The following is a 20222-nucleotide window of genomic DNA, read 5'->3' as shown; positions in this document are numbered from 1 at the left end:
CAACCGCAGGAGGTGCCGCCATGAGCAAGGAACAGTGACGAGCTGAACCACGCGAAGCAGCGTGGCCGACGGACATCCGCGCGGCGCACCGGTTTCCGGTCAGGCGCCGCGTCGCCGCCAGGCCCCGACGATGGCCCGGTGGCAACCCGGCTCGCGACGCCGTCGGATCACAGCTCATCGCTGCCGACGCGGGCGCCCGGCCCACCATTGTGGCGGGAGCAGCTACGTCGTGGGCGAGCCGGAGATCGAGCCAGCAGCCGCACCGGAACCTGCGCCGACGGGTTCCCGGTGGAAGGCCTGGCGCTCCTTGGTCGTCCGCAGTCCGTGCCGTGAAAGCCAGATCGTGGTGGCTCCGGGGCTGGCTGGTATCGCGAGCCGGATCGATATCGACACGATGACGAAAGGCGAACCCCTATGCGCATTCGCAGGATCGCGGCTGCCTCCGTGGCTGCCGGGGCACTGATCACCGGCATGTTTGCTCTCTCCGCCCCGGCCGCGGCCGGTACCCGCGTCACTGACCTGACGCCCACCTCGGTGACCGCCGCGCAACCGGCGAGCGTGCCTGGAGAGTTCTTGGGCGACGGTGTCCGGATCCACGCAACCAGCGACCTCAACAGCGCGACGGTGGGGCTCGGATACCGCAGCCACTCGGTGACCGTTCTCTGCTACACCTACCCGGCCTCCTACTTGACCGACAACACCACGCACGTGACTGGCTGGGTCTCGTCGACGTACGTCACCTCGAACAACGCGCCGATCTGCTGAACCCAGCCCCTCCGGGCCGCTATGACCGGCAACGGTGGCGGCCCGGAGGGGGAATGGCCACATGCCCGGCGCGCACCGCGCCCGGCTCGTCTGACCCGGCGGTTGCCGCCGGCAGAGCCGGAAACCGGGCCCACGGTCGGTTCCGCCTCGACGCGGCGCCGACCACGATGCCGGGACCGCAGTGTGAGATGCGAACCGGAAAGTGGTACTGGCGGGAAAGCGCTCCTGCCTCGGGTGTCCGACCGGTCGGCGCAGGTCGATCGGTCAGCTCATGCCGAACGGTCAGGCCTGCGCGACCGATGCCAGTGCCTCCAGCAGGCGCAGGTAGGCGGTTGCACCAGCGTCGGGGATGCCGGCGCTTCGCTCCCCGACCCACGCTGCGCGGCCTCGTACCGCAGGCATCTCGCTGGTGGCGGCCACCCCGACGCGGGCCGCGGCCACCATCGCGGTCAGCGCGGCGGCGCGGCCAGGCGGCGCCGAGCGCAGTGCGGTCACGCTGGGCACCAACGCATCCAGCACGGTTCGCTCCCCTACGGCGGCCCGGCCCCGTTCCGCGATGCGGTCGGCGGCCGCATCGAGCGCACCGGCCACGGCCTCGCGGCAGTCCGAATCGGCGGTATCGAGGTACTTGGCGGCCGCGAGAAGGCCCGCTCCGGTGAGCGCGGCGAACGAGGACGGATTGCCGCGAGCGAACGCCGCGCCAGCGCAACGAACCAGGTCTGGCAGCGTGACGTCTGCCGGCAGGCCGGCGAGAGCGGCGGCAACGCCGGTGGCGCCCGCCGCCACGGTCACACCCAGATCGCCGTCGCCGGCGGCGGCGTCGAGTTCGGTGAGCTCGTCGCGCGCGGCGGCCCACCGCTCGCATGCGAGCGCGAGCCAGCCGGCGATGGTAGGGACGTCGGTCATCGCAGACTCCCGGGAAGAAACGGCGACTGGCAGGGCGCGTCGAGCAACGTGCCGAGCTCGTCGTCGAGGTGCAGCACGCTGACCGAGGCACCGGCCATCTCCATGCTGGTGGCGAACTCGCCGACGAGCGTGCGGTGCACGACGACGCCGCTCCGGTCGAGACGGGAATGCAGGCGCCCGGTCAGTACGTAGAGTTCCTCGGCCGAGGTCGCACCGAGCCCGTTGACCAGCAGGGCGACCCGGGCGCCCGGGGCCAGGTCGAGTTCGGCGGTGACGGCATCCAGGAGGGTGTCGGCGACCGCGTCGGCGGACTGCAGCGTGCCTCGGCGGACCCCCGGCTCGCCGTGAATGCCGATGCCGATCTCCATCTCGTCGTCGGCCAGTTGGAAGGTGGGCCGGCCGGTGGTGGGTAGCACCGTCGGCGACAAGCCGACCCCTGCGGTACGGGTCCGGGCGGCGACACGTTCGGCGACGGCGGCGACCTCGTCGAGGCTGGCGCCGGCTGCCGCGGCGGCTCCGGCGCACTTGTAGGCGAAGACGACGCCGGCCACCCCGCGCCGGTCAGCTGATCGCTCCGGTGGCGCGGACAGCACGTCGTCGGCGAACAGTACGAGCCGGGTGTCACGGCCCTCGGCATCGGCGAGGTCGCGGGCCAGTTCGAAGTTGAGCCGGTCACCGGTGTAGTTGCCGATCAGAACCAGCACGCCACGACCGGCATCGGCGGCCCGGATGGCGGCCAGCGCCGCGTCGGAGGACTGCGCGGAGAACACGTTGCCGACCGCCACGCTGGTGGCCAGGCCGGGGCCGACGTAGCCGAGGAACAGTGGGAGGTGCCCGGATCCGCCGCCGGTCGCGATCCCGACCTCGCCTGCCGAGGCCCCGCCCGCGCGGACCAGCACCCGCGGTTCGGCGGGGTCTGCGGTCAGGTGCTCGGGGTGGGCGCGGAGGATGCCGGCGAGGGTTTCGTCGACGAACGCCGCTGGGGAGTTGAGGAGCTTCTTGATGGGGTGTCCTTCCCCTGTGGCGGCGCGCAGGATGCGCGGGGGCGAAACTCGGTGGGAAGCACCACCTCGCGCGGCACGAACCGGTCGCCGGCCAGCAGGTTGATCAGGGCCCGCGCGGCCTCCACACCGATGTGGTAAGCAGGCTGGGCGATCGCGGTGATGGGCGGGTCGACGTACGGGAACAGGTCCATGTCGTCGAAGGTGACCAGCGAGACGTCGCCGGGAATGGCGACCCCGGCCTCTCGGAAGGCCCGCAGTGCCCCCACCGCCAGCATGTTGTTGAACGAGAACAGCGCGGTCGGGCGCGGGGAGAGCGCCAGGACCTCGCGGGCGGCCCGGTAGCCGCCGTCGACGCCGAGGAAGCCTTGCCTGACGCACTCCTCGCGCAGGGTCAACCCCGCCTCCGCGCACGCGGTCCGGAATCCCTGCAGCCGTTGGGATGCGGTCGGCAGGGTCGTCGGCCCGGAGATCATCGCCAGGTCCCGGTGACCCAGCTCGATCAGGTGGGCCACGGCGTCGTGCGCGGCGCTGAGGTTGTCGGTGCGAATCACCGGCGCCTTCACCCCGTCGCCGGGCCGACGGTCCACGAACACCAGCGGCAGCCCGGTGTCCAGCAGCCGCTGCATCGCCTCGGTGGCACCGGAGGCGGACACCAACGCGACCGCGTCCACGGTGCGGGCCGCGAACGAGGCCAGCAGCTGGTCCTCCCGGTCCTGCTCGAAATCGGAGCTGCCCACCAGCACGTGGTAGCCGTGCTTGGCCGCCTCGTCCTCCAGGCCGCGGGCGACCTGGCCGGAGAACGGGTTGGCGATGTCGGACACCAGCAGCCCGAGCAACGAGGTACGGCCCCGGGACAGGCTGCGCGCCACCCCGTTCGGCACGTACCGCAGATCCTCGACGGCTTGCTGGACCCGGGCCTTCAGATCGGGGCTGACCGGCGTGCGTCCGGACAGCACCCTGGCCACCGTCGCGGTGGACACGCGCGCGTGCCTTGCCACGTCCCGGATGCTCGTCACTGGTCGCTCCTTCGTGGACGGTCGCGATCGACCCTTCAGAGTACGGGCGTCGGAGCCGGTCGCGAATCCCGCCGTGGGCTTCGCCGCGGCCGTCAGTGCTGCACCACGCCGGCCTTGGTCAGCGCCTGCCGGATGGTGTCGCGCTCGACGTCGCTGACCGGGGTCAGTGGGCTTCGGCCGTGGCCACCATCGCGGCCCTGCAGGGCGAGCGCGGCCTTGATGCGGACGGTCATGTTCGGGCCGTCGATGGCCCGCCAGACCGGCAGCAGTTTGTTGTGGATCGCGAGGGCCTCGGCGTGATCGCCGCGCTGGACCGCATCCCACTGGGCGACGCACAGTTCCGGCACCACGGTCAGGGTCGCCGAGATCGCCCCCTGCGCGCCCAGTAGGTACCCGGGGTAGAGCAGGTCGTCGACGGCGGTGAACACCTTGCCACCGGTGGGCGCGTAGTGCAGCAGGTCGGCCAGCTGATGGATGTTGCCGCCGGACTGCTTGACGGCGATGACACCGGGCACCTCGTTCAGGATGCGAGCCACCGTCGTGGCGGGGATCAGCGCGTACGGAATGACGTTGTAGATCAGCACCGGCAGGCCGGTCTCCTCGCTGATGCGCCGGTAGTAGGCGATGGTGTTCTCCTCGTCCGGCTGGAAGAGGTAGTGCACGGGCGTGACCTGCAGCGCGTCGACTCCGGTCTCGCGCAGCAGGTTGCCGTACCGGATGACCTCTGCGGTGGAGTCGCGGATGATGCCGGAGATGACCGGGACCCGACCGGCGACCTCCTTGACGGCCGCGGCGGCGACGGTCGCGGAGTCCTCCGCGGACAGCATCTGGCCGTCGCCGGTACTGCCGGTCACGCACAGGCCGTGCACGCCGCGGTCGAGGTGGTAGCGCACCTCGGCGCGCAGTGCGTTCTCGTCGACGCGTTCGTCCGCATCGAACGGCGTGACCAGGGGCGGGATGATTCCGTGCAGATCGATCGTCATGGAGGTCCTGTTCGCCGGAGTTGCCGATGCACAGATGTCATCGGTTACATCGTTTCCAGGGATACACGGCGAGACCAAGCCGTGTCAACACGGGAAACACGCTCTTGACATGGGCCTTTGCCGGGTTCATGGTGTGAAACCGGTGACATTGCCAGATCAGAGGAGCGCGGACATGCAGACCACCGAGGTCTCCCCCGGCGTCGGCGTCGACCAGCCGCGACGACCCAGGGGACGCAACTTCCGCTGGGTCGTGATCGGTGTGATCACGGTGCTGACCATCACGAACTATCTGGACCGCGGCAACCTGTCGGTGGCCGCCCCGCTGATCCGGCACGACCTCGGCATCAGCGCCACCGAGATGGGCGTGGTGCTCTCCGCCTTCGTGTGGCCGTACGCGGTGATGAACCTGCCGACCGGGTGGGCCATCGACCGGTTCGGCTCACGGATCATGATGGCGATAGCGGCCGGCGCCTGGTCGGTGGTGGCGATCCTGACCGGGCTGGCCCGCTCGATCGGGATGTTCGTCGGACTGCGCGCCGCGCTCGGCGTCTCGGAGGCGCCGATGTTCCCGGCCGCCCTGAAGGCCACCGACGCCTGGTTCCCGGACCGGGAGAAGGCGCTCGCCACCGGCATCTACATCAGCGCCACCCAGGTCGGGCTGGCCATCTCGCCACCGATCGCGACCGCACTGATGTTGGCGTTCGGCTGGCCCATGATGTTCGTCCTGATGGGCTTGCTCGGCTTGCTCGCCCTCGTCGGCTGGCTGGTGTTGTACCGGGAGCCGGGCCGCAGCCGGTTCGTCAGCCGTACCGAACTGGACTACATCCGGGCCGGTCAGATCACCAAGGACGCCAGCACCGTCGGCACCGAGCAGAAGGCCACCGTCCGGGAGTGGGCCAGCCTGTTCCGCTATCCCACCACCTGGGTGATGGTGATCGGTGCGTTCTGCCTGCAGTACGTGTTCTGGTTCTACATCACCTGGCTGCCGTCCTATCTGGAAAGCGCGCAGCACTTCACCATCGGGCACGCCGGCCTGCTCGCCGCGCTGCCGTACATCGCCGGCGCGGTCGCGGTGCTGCTCGGCGGCCGGATCTCGGACCGACTCATCGTGCGCGGGATGGATCCGGTGCGGGCTCGGAAGTACACGATCGCCGCCGGTGCGCTGCTGACCGCGGTGGCACTGTTCGCGACCGCGTTCAGTCACGGTCAGGCGGTCGCAGTGGTGCTGCTGACCATCGGGATGTTCACCTACAGCCTCAGCTCCGGCGTCTACTGGACGCTTGCCACCAACGTGGTGCGCACGCCACGGCTGGTCGCCTCGATGGGCAGCGTGCAGAACTTCGGCGGTTTCCTCGGCGGCGCCTGCGCGCCGGTTGTGACCGGTGTCATCGTGGATCAGTTCGGCGGCTTCCCGATTGCGCTGGGCGTCACCGCGGTGCTGTGCCTGATCTCCGCAACCATGTACGGCGTGGTCCTGCGCCGCCGACTGCCGATCTGAGGAGCTGTCGATGCACGAGCACTACGACGTGGTGGTGGCCGGCGCCGGCTCCGCCGGGGTGGCCGCCGCCTGCGCCGCCGCCGAGTCCGGCGCGCGGACCCTGCTGGTCGAATCGACCGGTCAGGTCGGCGGCACACTGGCCTGGCAGCTGCTGGAACACTCCGCCGGCTTCCACGACGTGGCGGGTCGACAGGTGATCGCCGGCTTCGGCCAACGGCTGGTCGATCGGCTCGCCGAGTACGGCGGAACGCCCGGCCACGTGCGCGACGATGTCGGCTACACCGCCACCCGCACCCCGGTCAACCACGCCGAACTGGCCCTGGCCGAGGCGATCATGCTGGGCGACGCCGGGGTCACGATCTGGCTGGACACGATCGTGACCGGCGCGATCACCGAGCAGACCGGGCCGAACGAGCCCGCAAGCACGACCCGACGGGTTGTGGAGGTGGCGACCTGGGGTGTGGCCGGGCAACGAGTCGTGCGGGCCGGCGTCGTCGTCGACTGCACCGGCGACGCCGCGGTCGCAGCCCTGGCCGGGGCGGTGGTACACACCGACAGCCGACAGCGCCGTCAACCGGCCTCGCTCACCCTGAAGCTGGGCGGGATCGACTTCGCGCCGCTGCTGGAGTACGTCCGGCAGCATCCGGCGGAGCTGCGTCCCGGCAACGTGATCGGGTCTGCCCACGACGAGCACGTCAACCTGTGGGGCTTCGCCACGCTGCTGCGAGCCGGGCACGAGGAAGGGCTGCTTTCGTTCGCCCGCAACGAGATGCACGTGGCGGGCTGGCCCCGGCGAGGCGAGGCGGTGATCAACCTGACCCGGACCCCGGCCGGGGAGCCTGGCACCGGATGGGCGGGCGATGCGCTGCCGGTACTGGCCCGGCAGGTGCTGGAGGTGGCGCACTGGTTCCGGCAGCGGGTGCCGGGCGGCGCGCAGGCGTACGTGGCGGCCGTCGCCGACCGGGTCGGCGTGCGCGAGTCCCGCCGCATCGTCGGCGAGTACACGCTGACCCGCGACGACGTGCTCGGCGCGGCGCACTTCGACGACGCGGTGGCGCGCGGGGCGTTCCCGATCGACATTCACGCCGCCGACCGCCCGAGCCTGTCGCACACCGACCAGCTCGACGCCGGCTACGACATTCCGTACCGCTGCCTGGTCGCCTCCGGCCTGGACAACCTGCTGGTCGCCGGCCGCTGCCTGTCCAGTACGCACGAGGCCAACGGCTCGGCGCGGATCACCGCCACCTGCTTCGCCACCGGGGAGGCGGCCGGGACCGCCGCGGCGCTGGCCGCTTCGACCGGTGGCTCGGCACGCGACGCTGATCTGGCCGAGCTGCGGGCCCGGCTGGTCGCCCGCGGCGTACTGCTGTCGGCAGCGCAGCCCGATGCCGCGGCCATCCCGCGGTGACATCGAACCGCCGTACGGGTGCGACGTCGCGCCAGCCGTGGTCGCCCGGCTTCGGCTGACGCGTCGACCGGCATTGGCATCGGGTTCCACACCGGACAGATGGCGGGCTCGAGGTCAGGCTCGGCGAACCTGCCCGGCCTGGATGACCGCGGTGGCGCCGAGCAGGTCGGTGCCGAACGCGATCGGCATCCCGCCCTGGTCGGCCAGTCGCAGCGCATCGAACACAGGGGCGGCTCGGCGCTGCGGGCCGAACGCTTCGGGCTGGAACGGTTCGACCGGGACGGCTACCCGTTCTGGGGCGTCCCGCGACGAAGTGGCCGACCGGTACGAGGAGTGACGAACCGCGGTCTGCGCAGCTCGGCCGTCAGCCACAGACCTGCGGGCGGGCGCTGGCGGCAGCGTTGGCCGAGTTCGTCCCACTCGATCGACGGCGGCGCACCGAGGCCCGGGTGAGCCGAGCTAACCACGTCGACGACCCAGTGCCGTGACCAGGTCGGTCACCAGCGTCCAGCGCGCGCCGGGCGCCGAAAACACCGCGGTCGCCGGCTCAATCAGCGCTTCCACGCTCCGCTCAGCCGTGTCGGGCGCCGAACTCGGTTCACCGTCGGTGTTCTGGTGGCTGGCCGACGGCGTAACGCAACACCATGGTCTCGCCCTCCACCTGGGAGGAGAGCATCCGCAGCCGGATCGGGGCGCCACCAGTTCGTTCGAAGGAGCGGACACCTCCGCCGACGAGGACCGGGGCGATGTGCACGATGATCTCGTCCACGAGCCCGGCCTCGAGGCACTGTCGAGCGACGTTGGCTCCGAGGACGACGACATTCGCACCAGCCGCGGCCTCCTTTGCCCGTACCACCGCGTCCTCGATCACCGTGTCGAGGAACTGGCCGGTCACGCCCTTCACGACGGGAGGTTGCGCCGGCGGGTCGTGGCGCAGGACGAAGAACGGTCCGCGGAAGGCGCCGCCGTAGAAGCCCGGTTGGTCGCGGTCCTCGACATCCTGGGTGCGTCGGCCGACCAGCAGCGCTCCCGTCGATCGGACGATCTCCTCGGCGGTCTGGCCGGACCCGCCATCGACGTCGAAGACCCACCCCAGGTCGTCGCCCGGGCCGGCGATGAAGCCGTCCAGGCTCAACGGCGTGTGCCAGAGCACCTTCCCCATCCTCGCTCACCTTCCCGACCGCAGCCGCCAGGTCCCTGACCTGAATCATCCCCCGGCTGCGTCACCGACACCCGCGTCGCACCACAACCGATCCGGCGCGCTCCGTACCGTCGAGGTCAGGCTTCGGGTGACTCGATGTCGTGGACGGTGGGCCGATGGGCGCGGAAGCAGGCGAGCGCGCGCGACAGCCCCAGGGAGGTTCCGTCGAGCTTCAACGCGCCTCGCCGCCCGCGGAGAACGATCGTGCAGGATCGGTCGAAGGCCGGATGCAGATCGTGCTGCAGAACCCGCGCTCCCAGCTCGATCCGCGGATGCGGATCCGCGACAGCGTGCTCGAACCGCTGCGGGCGCGGCGATCCGGCACCCGGGCGGCGATCCACGACCGGGTCGCCGAGTGCCTCGAACTGGTCGGACTGCAACCCCGCCAAGCCATCGGACGGACACCTGCTCGATCGCCCACACTCGGCGCGCCAGCAGGCCACAAGCGCTACACCGCCTGCCGCCGGCCCGGCGCTGGTGGCTGGCGGTGTCAGGAGACGGCGGTGCGGATCGCCTCGACGACCTTCTTCTCGACCGCCGCGCTCCAGCGCAGCAGCGCGAACGACACCGGCCACATGTCGCCGTCGTCCAGGCGCGCCGCGTCCTGGAACTCCAGCGTCGAGTAGCGGGTGCCGAACTTCCCGGAGTTCTTGAACGCGACGATCAACTTGCCGTCGGCGTTGGTGTAGGCGGGCATCCCGTACCACGTCTTCGGCAGCAGATCCGGTGCGGTGGCGGCGATCGTGGCGTGGACGCGCTCGGCGAGCGCACGGTCCTCGGGTGCCATCTTCGCGATCGCGTCGAGCGCCGCCTGCAGCCCCTCGGCCTTCTTCTCGCCCTTCCTGCCCTCGGCGCGCAGCTCGGCGGCGCGCTGCTTCATCGCGGCGCGTTCGGCAGCGGAGAAGCCGTCGGTTCCGGTGGTGGTCTCGGCCATGGTCCTTGCCCTTCGTACGTGTCCGGCCGGCATCGTGCCGGCCGCCGCATCGAACGCTACGGGGCTCACGGCCGTCGGTGCTTCTCGATTCCTGATCTGATCGCGACGCCGGGCCGACGCAGCTCGTACACGGTGGCCCGAACAGCCTCAACCCGGGCGGAACTGCCCACCGGGCCCGGGACCGCGCTGCTCAACGGTCTGACGGGACGGGCGCCTCGGATCCGTTCCCGAACGGCTCGGGAGGCGCTGCGTGTGCGGCCAGGGGCGACGCGCCGCGGCGATCGTCACGTTGACAGCATCACGCGTCCAGGGCTTCGCCGCCCTCCGGACTGCCTGGTCCGTGTCGGACGTCGTGTCGGGGTCCAGTCGAGCTGGGGCGAGACGGTGGCGTCATCCGGTCGGCAGCTGGTAGGCGGTGCCGCAGAGGTACTCGTTGACGACGTTGACGGCGGCCAGGATGAGCTGCCCGGTGTCGGGGTCGTCGGGGCTGGTTCGTTCGACGTCGAGCGAGACCGTGATCGTGCGCGTGCCGGTCGGGTCGGTGAAGCTGAGCGTCTGGTAGCCGACCGTCTGGCCGGTGGCCCCCCACATCTGGCCGCAGGTCAGGCCGACCGACTCGAGCCCGAGGCCGTACTGCGGGAACACCGGTGCCTGGCCGGTGGGGTGTCCGGTGCGCATCTGGTTCAGCATGGCGGGCGGGACCAGCCGACCGCCGAACAGCGCCTGGTAGAAGCGGTTCACGTCCCGGCCGTCGGAGACCATGCCGAATGCCGCCCACTCGAACGACGGGTCGAGCTCGGTCATGGCGGTCAGCATGTCGGGGTGCGCCGGGTCGAGTGCCACATAGCCGGTGGCGTGCGGGTCGGGCAGGGTGTGGTCGTCGACCGGGAGGCTGGTGTGGTCGAGCCCCAGCGGTCCCAGGATCCGGTCTCGCAGCTGCGTACCGAGGTCCTGACCGGTCACCCGCTCGACCAGCCGGCCGAGCACGATGTAGTTGGTGTTGGCGTACGAGAAGCGCGCGCCGGGCTCGGCGACGGGCCCGAGCGCGACGCCGGCCCGGATCAGCTGCTCGGGAGTGTGGTGCCGTTGGGCGTACTGGCGCGGGTCCTGGAAGCCCGGCGCGGCCATGTAGTCGGCGAGACCGCTGGTGTGGTCGAGCAGTTGCCGCACCGTGACCGACTCGGCGTCCGGGATGATGTGGGGCAGCCAGTCACCGACCGGCCGATCCAGCGCGAGCCGGTGCTCTGCCACCAACTGCAGCACCAGGACCGCCACGAAGCTCTTGGTCAGGCTGGCGATCCGGAACCGGCTGTGGACCGATACCGGCCGCCGGGTGTCCACGTCGGCCATCCCGGCGGTACGGGTCCAGTGCCGGCCCGGCTCGTCGACCCGCGCCAACACGCCAGGCACCCCGGCACGTACGGTGGCGCGCAGCGCGGCCTCGACCCGCCGCATTCCCGACTGGTGCGCGTCGGCGGGCCCGGCGATCAGCGTTGCGGCGACGGCGAGCACCGTCACCGCCACCGGCACGAAGCGCCTCATGTCTCGTCCTCCCCCTCCGGCCCTGCTCGGCGGCCGGGCCGCCACCAGCCTCGCCGAACGCGGGTACCGCGCGCGTCCGCCGGGCGGCTGATCCGTTCTCCGCCCGTGGTCGCACGCTCCAAGCGCAGCGATCGGCCTGGTAGCGGTTGCGTGCCGGCACTCGCCCTCGCGGACCGAGACACGCGCGCACCGCCGCTGCGACGCAGCCTCGGAGGGGACACCCCGCGAGTTGACGGGCCGGGATTCCACACGCCGACAAAGACGGCCCGCTGGTGGGCGACGGTCGCCCGACCGTACACGGCGGGTTCGATGTCAGGCTCGGCGAACCTGCCCGGCCTGGATGACCGCGGTGATCTCGTCCGCGGGGGACGCGAGAGGGCGGATGTCGGCCAGCGGATCGTGCTGGGTCAGCAGCAGGTCGCCGTGCGCGCCCGGGGCGATGACACCGAGGCGGCCGCGCTGGTTCAGCAGTTCCGCGGCGGTGGTGGTCGCCGATCGCAGCACCGCACCGGGCGTCTGGACCTCGGCTCGCAGGGCGAACTCCTCGTTCTGCCGGCGACGCATGTCGCCGAGAAGGTCGGTGCCGAACGCGATCGGCAGCCCGTCCTGGTCGGCCAGCCGCAGCGCCTGCAGCCCGCCGTCGAGGACGTCGAAGACCTTCGCGTGGCTGTCGGGAGCCAGGCCGTGCGCGCGGCCCTCCTCGGCCAGCGCGGCGTAGGTGACCAGTGTCGGCACGTAGAAGGCGCCGGTTTCCTGGAAGGCGGCGATGCTGGTCTCGTCGAGCAGGTTGCCGTGCTCGACGGTGCGTACTCCCAGCCGCAGCGCCCGGTTGACCGCGGCCGCGGTGTAGGCGTGTGCGGCGCAGTAGATGCCGGCCGCGGCGGCTTCCTCGACGGCGGCGGTGATCTCGGCGTCGCTGTACTGCAGGGAGTCGATCCGGTCGGTGAGGCTGGCGCAGCCGCCGGAGAGCATCAGCTTCAGGTGGTGTGCGCCGCGGCGGATCTCGTCGCGGGCGGCCCGGCGTACCTCGGTGACGCCGTCGCAGACGCGACCGAGCCCGGGCATCGCGTAGTGGGTGTCGTGCACGTTCTGGCCGGCGGTGCGCAGGTCGGCGTGCCCGCCGGTCGCCGACAGCGCCTTGCCGCCGAAGAACAGCCGCGGCCCGACGACGTGACCCTCCTCGATCGCCTGCGCCAGACCGTGATCGGCACCGGCCGCGTCGCGCACCGTGGTGAATCCGCGGGCGAGGGTGGCGGCGAGCTCGTCGACCGCGCGGGCGGCGACGTAACTGGGTGACTGGAGGGTGAGCGCGTGTTCGTCGGCGGTGTAGGCGGTGACGTGCACGTGACAGTCGATCAGGCCCGGAACGGCGTAGCGATCGGCGCCGTCGAGCTCACCGTCCCGCACCGCGTCGCCGGGATCGTCGGCCACCTCGGTGATCACGCCGCGTTCGATGACGATCCGCTGGCGTTCCCGTACCCGTTCGGTGTCGGGTTCGACCACCGAGACTCGGCGGATCACCCTGTCGCCGACGATCATGTCCGGTTCCTTTGTCCTCGAGGGGGAAGGCTCCGGGGCGGCGCCACTGCGCCGCCCCGGAGCCTGGGGGCAGTTACGCCGGTGTCGCGGTCGCCCCGTCCGCGACCATGTACCCGTACTCACCGGGCAGCACGTTGGTGACCGACTCGCGGGCCAGCACCAGGATGCTCGGCTCGAACGGCGCGGTGAGCACCTCCAGCTCCTCGAACGTGTACGGGCTGAGGATACGGCCCAGCACGGTGCCCTGCGGGATGCGCTCACCGATCCGGTCGGCGCCGTAGTCGGACTGCAGCACACCGCCCACGGCCGGCTGCAGGATGCGCAGCGTGGTGATGATGGACTGGTCGGCCGGCGGCGGGGTCGGCTCGCCGGGCAGCATCTTCAGCGTCCGCAGCACGTTGAGCGTGCCCGCGACTCCCTTGTCCAGGTAGTGGTCGATGCGCTGACCGCCGCCGCCGAGCTCGCTGACCATCGCACCGATGCCCTGCTGCAGCGCCCAGTCGGTCGCCGAGCCGACGTAGGAGGCGTGCTGGTACAGCAGCGAACAGCCGTAGGCGCGGGACATCTCGGCGCCGGGCTCGTGCAGGTAGGAGTATTCGACGGTGGCGAAGTTGCCGCCGGAGTGGAAGTCGATCAGGTGGTCGGCGCCGGCGATGATCTCGCACAGTACGGCGGCGATCTGTTCGGTGACGCTGCCGCCGCGGTTGCCGGGGAAGATCCGGTTCAGGTTGATGCCGTCGACCGGCGTGTTGCGGCTCAGTGCCTGCAACGCCAACGGGTTCGCGACCGGAACGGCGGTGACGGTGCCGGACAGCTGCGCCGGGTCGATCTCGGCGAGCGCCCGGCGTACCGTCTCGGGGCCGAGCGGTTCGTCGCCGTGCACGCCGCCGAGCCACACGATGCGCGGTCCGGGCGCGGCGCCGGTGACGGTGTGGACGGTGAGGGCGAGCTGGTGTCCGTCGGGCAGCGTGGTGACGGGTACCTGGTCGACGGTGTGGCCGGGCGATGTGCTCATACGGGCAGCTCCTCCTTGGATACCTGACAGGCGACCTGTTACTCACAGGCAACCTGCTACTGGCTGGCAGCCTGTCGCTGGCTGGCAGCGTCGTGCTGGTCGTCGGCGTGCTGATCGGCGTCGTGCGGATCGGTGGTGCGCTTGCCGGTGTCGAGGTCACGCCGTCGTGGCTTCGCACCGGTTCCGGTGAGTCCGGCGAACACGCCGGCGCGGGCGAGCAGCACTGCCACAGCGCCAGCGAGCACCAGCGCGGCGCCGATCAGGATCGTGGACAGGGCGGCGAGCGTGGGGTCCTGGTACTTCTGCATGTAGACGTACATCCAGACCGGCAGCGTGTTCTGGTCGGGTGCGAGCAGGAAGATGGTGGTGTCCACCTCGTCGAAGCTGATCACGAAGGCGAACAGGGCCGCGGCGATCAGTGCGGGCCGGATCTGCGGCAGGGTCGCCAGCCGGAACGCCCGCACCGGGCCGGCACCGAGGTCACGGGCGGCGGCGTCGAGGGTGTCGTCGGCGTGCTGCAGCGCCGAGGTGACGACGATGACCACGAACGGCAGCACGATCACCACGTGCGCGGCGACCAGGCCGACCGGTCCGCCGAACAGCCCGATCCGGTGCAGGTAGACGAATCCGGCGAAGCCGAACGCGACCTTGGGTACCACGGTGGGCGACAGCGTCAGCGATTCGATCAGCCGCCGCCCGGGCGGTGCGTGCCGTACCAAGGAGGTGGCGGTGAGCGTGCCGATGACGGTGGCGATCACTGTGGACGCGACGGCGATCTCCAGGCTCAGCAGTACCGCGGAGCCCAGGCCCGGCTGGTGCAGCAGGTTGCCGTACCACTTGGTGGACAGTCCCGGCGGCGGCCAGGCGCCGTACGACACCGAGGAGAACGACTCGATGACGATGACCACCAGCGGCGCCAGCACGAACACGTCGACCAGTACCAGCCAGCCGATCCAGCCCCGCGCGCCACGCGGCTCGGCGGCCTGCGCGGTGACGCCGCCCTGCGCCGCGTGGCCGGCCCGGCGTTGCAGCACCGTGAACAGCACCAGAGCGACCGCCGCGAGCGCGAGCAGCACGTACGAGGAGACGGCGGCAAGCGGCCAGTCGACGTTCTGCACGTCGTTGTAGATGTCGGTGGCGAGCACCTGGACCCGACCACCGCCGAGCAGGCTCGGGGTGGCGAACGAGCTGATCGACAGCGCGAACACCAGTTCCGCCCCGGCGATGAGCCCGGGCAGCGTCAGCGGCAGGGTCACGGTACGGAACCGGCGCCAGGCGCCGGCGCCCAGATCGCCGGCGGCCTCGTCGAGCGCACCGTCGAGCTGGCCGAGCGAGCTCATCACCGGGAAGACCATGAACGGCAGCAGGATGTGCACCAGCGCCACGATCACCGAGGTCTGCGCGTACAGGATGCGGGCGGGGCCGAGGCCCACGGCGACCAGCAGCCAGTTCAGCACGCCGGTGTCGCCGAGGATCAGCTCCCAGCCGTACGTGCGGGAGATGACGCTGGTCAGCAGCGGCGCGAAGACCACGAACAGGCCCGCGTAGCGCCAGCCGGGCCGCTTGATCCGGCTCAACGCGAACGCGGTCGGGAAGCCGACCAGCGCGGTGATCACGGTGGCGAGCACGCCGACCTCGACGGTCTGCCACACCACGTGCCAGTGGTACCCGCCGGTCAGGAACGCCTGCCAGGTGGCCAGGGTGCCGGCGATGTCGCCGCCGCCCGGCGGGTACCGGTGGAAGCTGTACTCCAGCAGGGTGAGCATCGCGCCGACGAACACCGCGATGATCACGACCAGGGTCGGCGCGGCCAGCAGGTAGCCGGTGCGGTGCCGGCGCATCGAGGCGGCCAGCCGTGCGCTCAGCGCCGGCCGGGGCGGCGAGCCGGTCGGTTGCTCGGGGCCACTCCGGGCGTCGGCGGGCGCCCGCGGGGCCTCAGATGTGGGACGAGACATCGCGGTTCCAGCGCTGTTGCCAGGCGGCGTTGTTCTTGCCGACCACGGCGTAGTCGACGTCGATGAAGTGTTCCCGGGTGTGCGCCGAGAACGCCGGCAGGTGCGCGAGCTTGGCCGGCAGTACCGCCTTGGTGTTGGCCGGGGTCTCGACGCTCGCGTCGGCCCAGCGGGCCGACCACTTCGGCGAGATCATCTCGTTGATCATGTCCTGCGCGACCTCCAGCTGGCTGTCGGTCGAGCCGGCCACCGACTGCAGGTACACCGGCAGCGAGATCGCGCCCTCCTTGGGCACCACGTACTTCAGCGGGGCGCCGGAGTCGATCCACTGCTGCCCGGTGCCGGCGAAGTAGGTGGTGAGCGGGGCGGTGCCGCTGCTCAACACGTTGAGGTACTGCGGGTTGGAGTCCACCATCAGCCGGATCTGGTCGGCCTTGTCCTGCCACAGCTTCCAGCCCGGTTCCATGTCGTCGATCGACCCGCCGTGCAGTTTGGCGGCCATGAACACCGCGTACCACGGGTTCTGGAACAGGCAGAGCTGACCCTTGTAGGTCGGGTTCCACAGGTCGGCCCACGAGGTCGGTGCGCTCGAGAGCTTCTGGTGGTTGTACACCAGGCCGAACTGGTCGGCGCCGATGCCGATGCCGTACTGGTCCGGGCGCTGGAACTGCTTGCTGATGTCGCTCGCGTTGGACATCGCGGAGTAGTCCAGCTTGCTCCACATGCGATCGCCCACGCCCTGCACCGTGGTCTCGGCGTTGAAGAAGCCGAGGTTGACCAGCGGCCGGTGCGGGTCGGCCTTTTGCTGCGCCAGCATCTTCGCGTAGCCGACGGTGTTGGACTGCTCGTAGATGTCGATCTGCACGTTGCGGTGCGACGCCTCGTACTCCTTGGCGAACGCCTTGGGCATCGTCGCCAGGTCGCCGCCGAGGAACGCGAACAGCGTCAGCTTCAGCTTGCCCTTGCTGCCACCGGTGGACGACGACTGTGACGACGGGGCGACGCTGCCGCAGCCGGCGGCGAGGCCCAGCGCACCGGCCAGACCGGCCGCACCCGACAGCAGCCGGCGGCGAGACAGCGGTACGGATTCGGATTGCGACATGGCCTGCTCCTGACGTTTCAGTGGTCGAGCATGACGGCGGCGTCGACCGGCCAGCCGGTTTCGACCTCGGTACCGACCGCCAGTGCCGGCGTCGCCTCGTCGCGGCGCTCGGCGGTGACGGCCACCCCGGAGGGCAGCCGGACCTGGTAGCGGATGCTGGCGCCCTGGAAGACGACCTCTTCGAGTCGGCCGGTGAACCGGTTCGGGTAGCCGTCGCCGAGCTGCGCGGCGACACTCACCCGCTCGGGTCGTACCGAGGCGAACCGGCCGGGGCCCGGTACCCGCACGGCGATGCCGGCACAGTCGAGCACCTGATCGCGGTGGGTGCCCTCGAACAGGTTGGTGTCGCCGAGGAAGGTGGCGGCGAACCGCGTCGTCGGTGCGCGGTAGAGCGTGGCCGGATCGCCGACCTGTTCGATGAGTCCTTCGTTCATCACGGCCATCCGGTCGGACATGGTCAGCGCCTCGACCTGGTCGTGGGTGACGTAGAGGAAGGTGGTGCCCGACTCCTGCTGGATGTGCTTGAGCGCGCGCTGCATCTGCACCCGCAGCTTGAGATCCAGCGAGCCGAGCGGCTCGTCGAGCAGCAGGACCGCCGGGCGGTTGGCGAGTGCCCGCGCGATCGCGACCCGCTGCTGCTGCCCGCCGGACAGCTGCGCCGGGTAACGCTTCTCCAGCCCGGAAAGGCCCACCAGCTCCAGCATCTCGGCCACCGTGGCCGCGGTCTCGGACCGCGAACCGCGCCGCAGCCGCGGCCCGAACGCCACGTTCTCGGCGACCGTCAGGTGCGGGAACAGCGCCAGCCGCTGGAAGACCAGGTTGGTGGGTCGGCGGTGCGCCGGCCGGCGGGCCATCGACTCACCGCGGATGAGTACCTCACCGGCGGTGGGTTCCTCCAGGCCGGCGAGGATGCGCAGCGTGGTGCTCTTGCCGCAGCCCGACGGTCCGAGCAGCGAGAAGAACTCACCGCGCTCGACGCGCAGCGAGACGTCCCGTACCCCTCGGGCACCGCCCGGATACTGCTTGCGGACACCACGCAGTTCGGCGTCGGGCGTGTCCATCGTTCACCCCCTGGTCGTGGCGGGGCGAGGCCCCGGCCGGCCGGTCATGTCGACTCGCTCAGCTGCGCGAACGCCTCCTCCGCGGCGGCCAGCAGCGCACTGACGTCGTCGTCGGTGTGCGCGGTCGACAGCGCGGCGTGCAGCAGCGGTTTGCCCGGCAGCAGAATGTGGTGGCGTTCGGCGGCGGCGCGCAGCGTCGCGTACCGCTCGGCGTCGGTCCGCATCGCCTCCCGGTAGCTGCCCGCCGGTCCGGTCAGGAAGTACGGCTGGAAATGGCCGCCGGCGCCGGCCAGCACGACGGGGATCGAGTAGCGCGCCGACAGCTCGGCGAACCCGTCCCGCAGCGTGCCCAGCAGCTTGTCCAGGTAGGCCTGCGACTCCCCGGTGGCAAGCACCGCGAGCGAGGCGTCGGCCGCGGCGACCGCGCTGCCGTGCCCGTTGTAGGTACCCACCCAGCCCACCGGCCCACCGACCGGGTCGGTGGTGGCCATCAGCTCGCGTCGGCCCTCCACCGCGGCGATCGGGTACCCGTTGCCCAGCGCCTTGCCGTAGGTGGTCAGGTCGGGAACCACGCCGTACACCTCGCGGGCGCCGCCCGGTGCGAGCCGGAACCCGGTGAGCAGCTCGTCGAAGACCAGGACGATGCCGAGCTCGTCGGTCAGCTCGCGCAGCCCGCGCAGGTACGCGGAGGTGGCCGGCACGTACCCGATGTCGATCAGCACCGGCTCGACCACCAGCGCGGCGAGCTCGTCGGCGTGCTCGCGCAACAGCGCAGCGGTCGCGTCCAGGTCGTTGAACGGGACCACCACCGTGTCGGCGGTGACGGCGGACAACCCGGCCGAGCTCGGCGGTACGCCCGGGCGGGACTGCGGGCCGAGCTGGTCGGCGGTGGGCCAGGTGGACACCCACACCGGGTCGAACCAGCCGTGGTAGGCGCCCTCGGCCTTCGCGACCCGCTGCCGGCCGGTCACGTGCCGGGCGATCGCGAGCGCGTGCATCACCGCCTCGGTACCGGTGTTGGCGAACCGCACCTGGCCGAAGTCCGGCACGATCGCGGCGAGCCGTTCGACCGCCGACACCGCGGCGGGGGTCTCCAGCCCGGTGGTCAGCCCGTCTCGTACCGCGCCGGTGACCGCGGCGTCGACGTCGGGATGCGCGTGGCCGAGCAGCACCGACCCGTTGCCCATCGTGCAGTCGAGCCAGCGCACGCCGTCGGCGTCCCACACGTGGGCGCCCTCGGCGCGGACGAAGTACCTCGGGTGCGGCTGGGCGAACCGGGTGTCGGAGTGGACACCGCCCGGCACGTGCACGGCGGCCCGGCGGTAGAGGGCGGCGGAGGCGTCGGTCATGCGGTACTCCTCGGGGTCAGGGACAACGTGGCGACCTGGGCCCGCAACGCCGGCAGGCTCTCCTGCGCGCGTTGCGGGGTGAACCGCGCCGCGGGGCCGGCGATCGACAACCCGCCGACCGCGTGCCCGTTGCGGTCCAGCAGCGCCGCGGCGCGGCAGCGCAGACCGACCGTGTAGGTACCCTCGTCCACCGCGTAGCCGTCCGCGCTCGCCTGCGCGAGCTCGTCGGCGAGCCCGGCCAGCGCCTCGTCGACCCCGTCACCGATCGCCGCCCGGATCACCGTCGTACGGCGTTCGGCGGGCAGGCAGGACAGCACGGCCTTGCCCATCGCGGAGGTGTGCGGCGCGATGATGTCGCCGACCCGGGCCACCGCGCGCAGCGAGTGCGGCGACTCCTTGCGGGCCACCAGGACGATCTGCTCCCCGACCAGCAGCCCGGCGCTGACGCTCTCGCCGGTCTCGGCCGCCAACGCCTCGACCGCGGCCTTGAGCCGGTCGGCGTCGTGCAGCTGCTCGGTCGCGCGCATCGCCACGTGCAGCAGCCGCGGCCCGGCCGCGTAACCGGATCCGGGGATCGACACCAGGAAGCCGTGTTCGCACAGCAGGTTCAGCAGCCGTGACGCCGTGGACACCGGTACCTCCGCGGCGGCGGCGATCTCCGACATCGGCAGCGGCGCGTGCTCGTGGGTCACCGCGACGTCCAGCACGTCGAGCAGGCGGGCCAGGTAGCTCGGCCGTCCGTTCTCACTGAGTGGAACTTTGTTCGCGTTCATTGGGAGGGAATGTAGGAGCGGTCGATCCGACTGTCAATGGGCACCACACCCGACGCAACGTGGGAAGGCATCGACCGGGTGAACCCGCGCCGCCGGGCCGGGCCTCGCGGCGGGCTCGGCGGATTCAGCCTCGATGTCAGGCCGACGGGTGCCCTGCCTCCCCGACCCTTGACA

Annotated in this window: 18 protein-coding genes; 3 read left to right on the top strand and 15 right to left on the bottom strand. The window is 71.3% G+C overall.

Annotation, left to right across the window (positions count from 1 at the left end):
- The first annotated feature begins 414 nt into the window (after positions 1 to 414).
- Positions 415 to 765: an SH3 domain-containing protein gene (locus NUM_RS17350; protein ID WP_207125902.1), complete on the top strand. Its 351-nt coding sequence runs from the start codon at positions 415 to 417 to the stop codon at positions 763 to 765.
- A 282-nt stretch (positions 766 to 1047) separates the two neighbouring features.
- Here NUM_RS17350 and NUM_RS17345 read toward each other — a convergent pair whose 3' ends face one another.
- From NUM_RS17345 to NUM_RS17330, 4 genes are all read right to left on the bottom strand, one after another.
- Positions 1048 to 1671 (bottom strand): DAK2 domain-containing protein, encoded by a 624-nt coding sequence (locus NUM_RS17345; protein ID WP_207125901.1) that lies wholly within the window; start codon positions 1669 to 1671, stop codon positions 1048 to 1050.
- A complete protein-coding gene (locus tag NUM_RS17340) occupies positions 1668 to 2570 on the bottom strand; it encodes a dihydroxyacetone kinase subunit DhaK (protein ID WP_263975131.1) in 903 nt (300 codons plus the stop codon). Before NUM_RS17340 ends, NUM_RS17345 begins: the two co-directional genes overlap by 4 nt.
- Before the next feature lie 23 nt (positions 2571 to 2593).
- Positions 2594 to 3691: a LacI family DNA-binding transcriptional regulator gene (locus NUM_RS17335; protein WP_207125900.1), complete on the bottom strand. Its 1098-nt coding sequence runs from the start codon at positions 3689 to 3691 to the stop codon at positions 2594 to 2596.
- A gap of 92 nt (positions 3692 to 3783) precedes the next feature.
- Complete coding sequence (locus tag NUM_RS17330) at positions 3784 to 4674, bottom strand: dihydrodipicolinate synthase family protein (protein WP_207125899.1); 891 nt, start codon at positions 4672 to 4674, stop codon at positions 3784 to 3786.
- Between the two features lie 172 nt (positions 4675 to 4846).
- Here NUM_RS17330 and NUM_RS17325 point away from each other — a divergent pair, with 172 nt between their 5' ends.
- Positions 4847 to 6172: an MFS transporter gene (locus tag NUM_RS17325; protein WP_207125898.1), complete on the top strand. Its 1326-nt coding sequence runs from the start codon at positions 4847 to 4849 to the stop codon at positions 6170 to 6172.
- Positions 6173 to 6182: 10 nt separating this feature from the next.
- Positions 6183 to 7580: an FAD-dependent oxidoreductase gene (locus tag NUM_RS17320; RefSeq protein WP_207125897.1), complete on the top strand. Its 1398-nt coding sequence runs from the start codon at positions 6183 to 6185 to the stop codon at positions 7578 to 7580.
- Positions 7581 to 8178: 598 nt separating this feature from the next.
- Here NUM_RS17320 and NUM_RS17315 read toward each other — a convergent pair.
- The 11 genes from NUM_RS17315 to NUM_RS17265 form a co-directional block, all read right to left on the bottom strand.
- The gene (locus NUM_RS17315) at positions 8179 to 8742 is read right to left on the bottom strand and encodes a dihydrofolate reductase family protein (protein WP_225918645.1); all 564 of its coding nucleotides are present in this window, start codon (positions 8740 to 8742) and stop codon (positions 8179 to 8181) included.
- 116 nt (positions 8743 to 8858) lie between these two features.
- Positions 8859 to 9161 (bottom strand): hypothetical protein, encoded by a 303-nt coding sequence (locus NUM_RS17310; protein ID WP_207125895.1) that lies wholly within the window; start codon positions 9159 to 9161, stop codon positions 8859 to 8861.
- A gap of 110 nt (positions 9162 to 9271) precedes the next feature.
- Positions 9272 to 9715 (bottom strand): iron chaperone, encoded by a 444-nt coding sequence (locus tag NUM_RS17305; protein WP_207125894.1) that lies wholly within the window; start codon positions 9713 to 9715, stop codon positions 9272 to 9274.
- A 390-nt stretch (positions 9716 to 10105) separates the two neighbouring features.
- A complete protein-coding gene (locus NUM_RS17300) occupies positions 10106 to 11257 on the bottom strand; it encodes a serine hydrolase domain-containing protein (protein ID WP_207125893.1) in 1152 nt (383 codons plus the stop codon).
- 312 nt (positions 11258 to 11569) lie between these two features.
- A complete protein-coding gene (locus NUM_RS17295; RefSeq protein WP_207125892.1) occupies positions 11570 to 12796 on the bottom strand; it encodes a metal-dependent hydrolase family protein in 1227 nt (408 codons plus the stop codon).
- 73 nt (positions 12797 to 12869) lie between these two features.
- Entirely contained in the window at positions 12870 to 13811 is a 942-nt protein-coding gene (locus tag NUM_RS17290) for a succinylglutamate desuccinylase/aspartoacylase family protein (RefSeq protein ID WP_207125891.1), read from the bottom strand.
- 56 nt (positions 13812 to 13867) lie between these two features.
- The gene (locus NUM_RS17285; RefSeq protein WP_207125890.1) at positions 13868 to 15766 is read right to left on the bottom strand and encodes an ABC transporter permease subunit; all 1899 of its coding nucleotides are present in this window, start codon (positions 15764 to 15766) and stop codon (positions 13868 to 13870) included.
- Positions 15747 to 16865: an ABC transporter substrate-binding protein gene (locus NUM_RS17280; RefSeq protein WP_207125889.1), complete on the bottom strand. Its 1119-nt coding sequence runs from the start codon at positions 16863 to 16865 to the stop codon at positions 15747 to 15749. The genes NUM_RS17285 and NUM_RS17280 overlap by 20 nt, the downstream gene beginning before the upstream one ends.
- A gap of 17 nt (positions 16866 to 16882) precedes the next feature.
- Positions 16883 to 17926 (bottom strand): ABC transporter ATP-binding protein, encoded by a 1044-nt coding sequence (locus tag NUM_RS17275; protein WP_207125888.1) that lies wholly within the window; start codon positions 17924 to 17926, stop codon positions 16883 to 16885.
- A gap of 44 nt (positions 17927 to 17970) precedes the next feature.
- A complete protein-coding gene (locus tag NUM_RS17270) occupies positions 17971 to 19275 on the bottom strand; it encodes an aspartate aminotransferase family protein (protein ID WP_207125887.1) in 1305 nt (434 codons plus the stop codon).
- Complete coding sequence (locus tag NUM_RS17265) at positions 19272 to 20048, bottom strand: IclR family transcriptional regulator (RefSeq protein WP_207125886.1); 777 nt, start codon at positions 20046 to 20048, stop codon at positions 19272 to 19274. Before NUM_RS17265 ends, NUM_RS17270 begins: the two co-directional genes overlap by 4 nt.
- Positions 20049 to 20222: the final 174 nt, after the last annotated feature.

The organism is Actinocatenispora comari (assembly GCF_017312725.1).
GTDB classification, from domain to species: domain Bacteria; phylum Actinomycetota; class Actinomycetes; order Mycobacteriales; family Micromonosporaceae; genus Actinocatenispora; species Actinocatenispora comari.
Note: the sequence above shows the minus strand (reverse complement) of the source record. Positions and strands in the feature narration are given on the sequence as shown.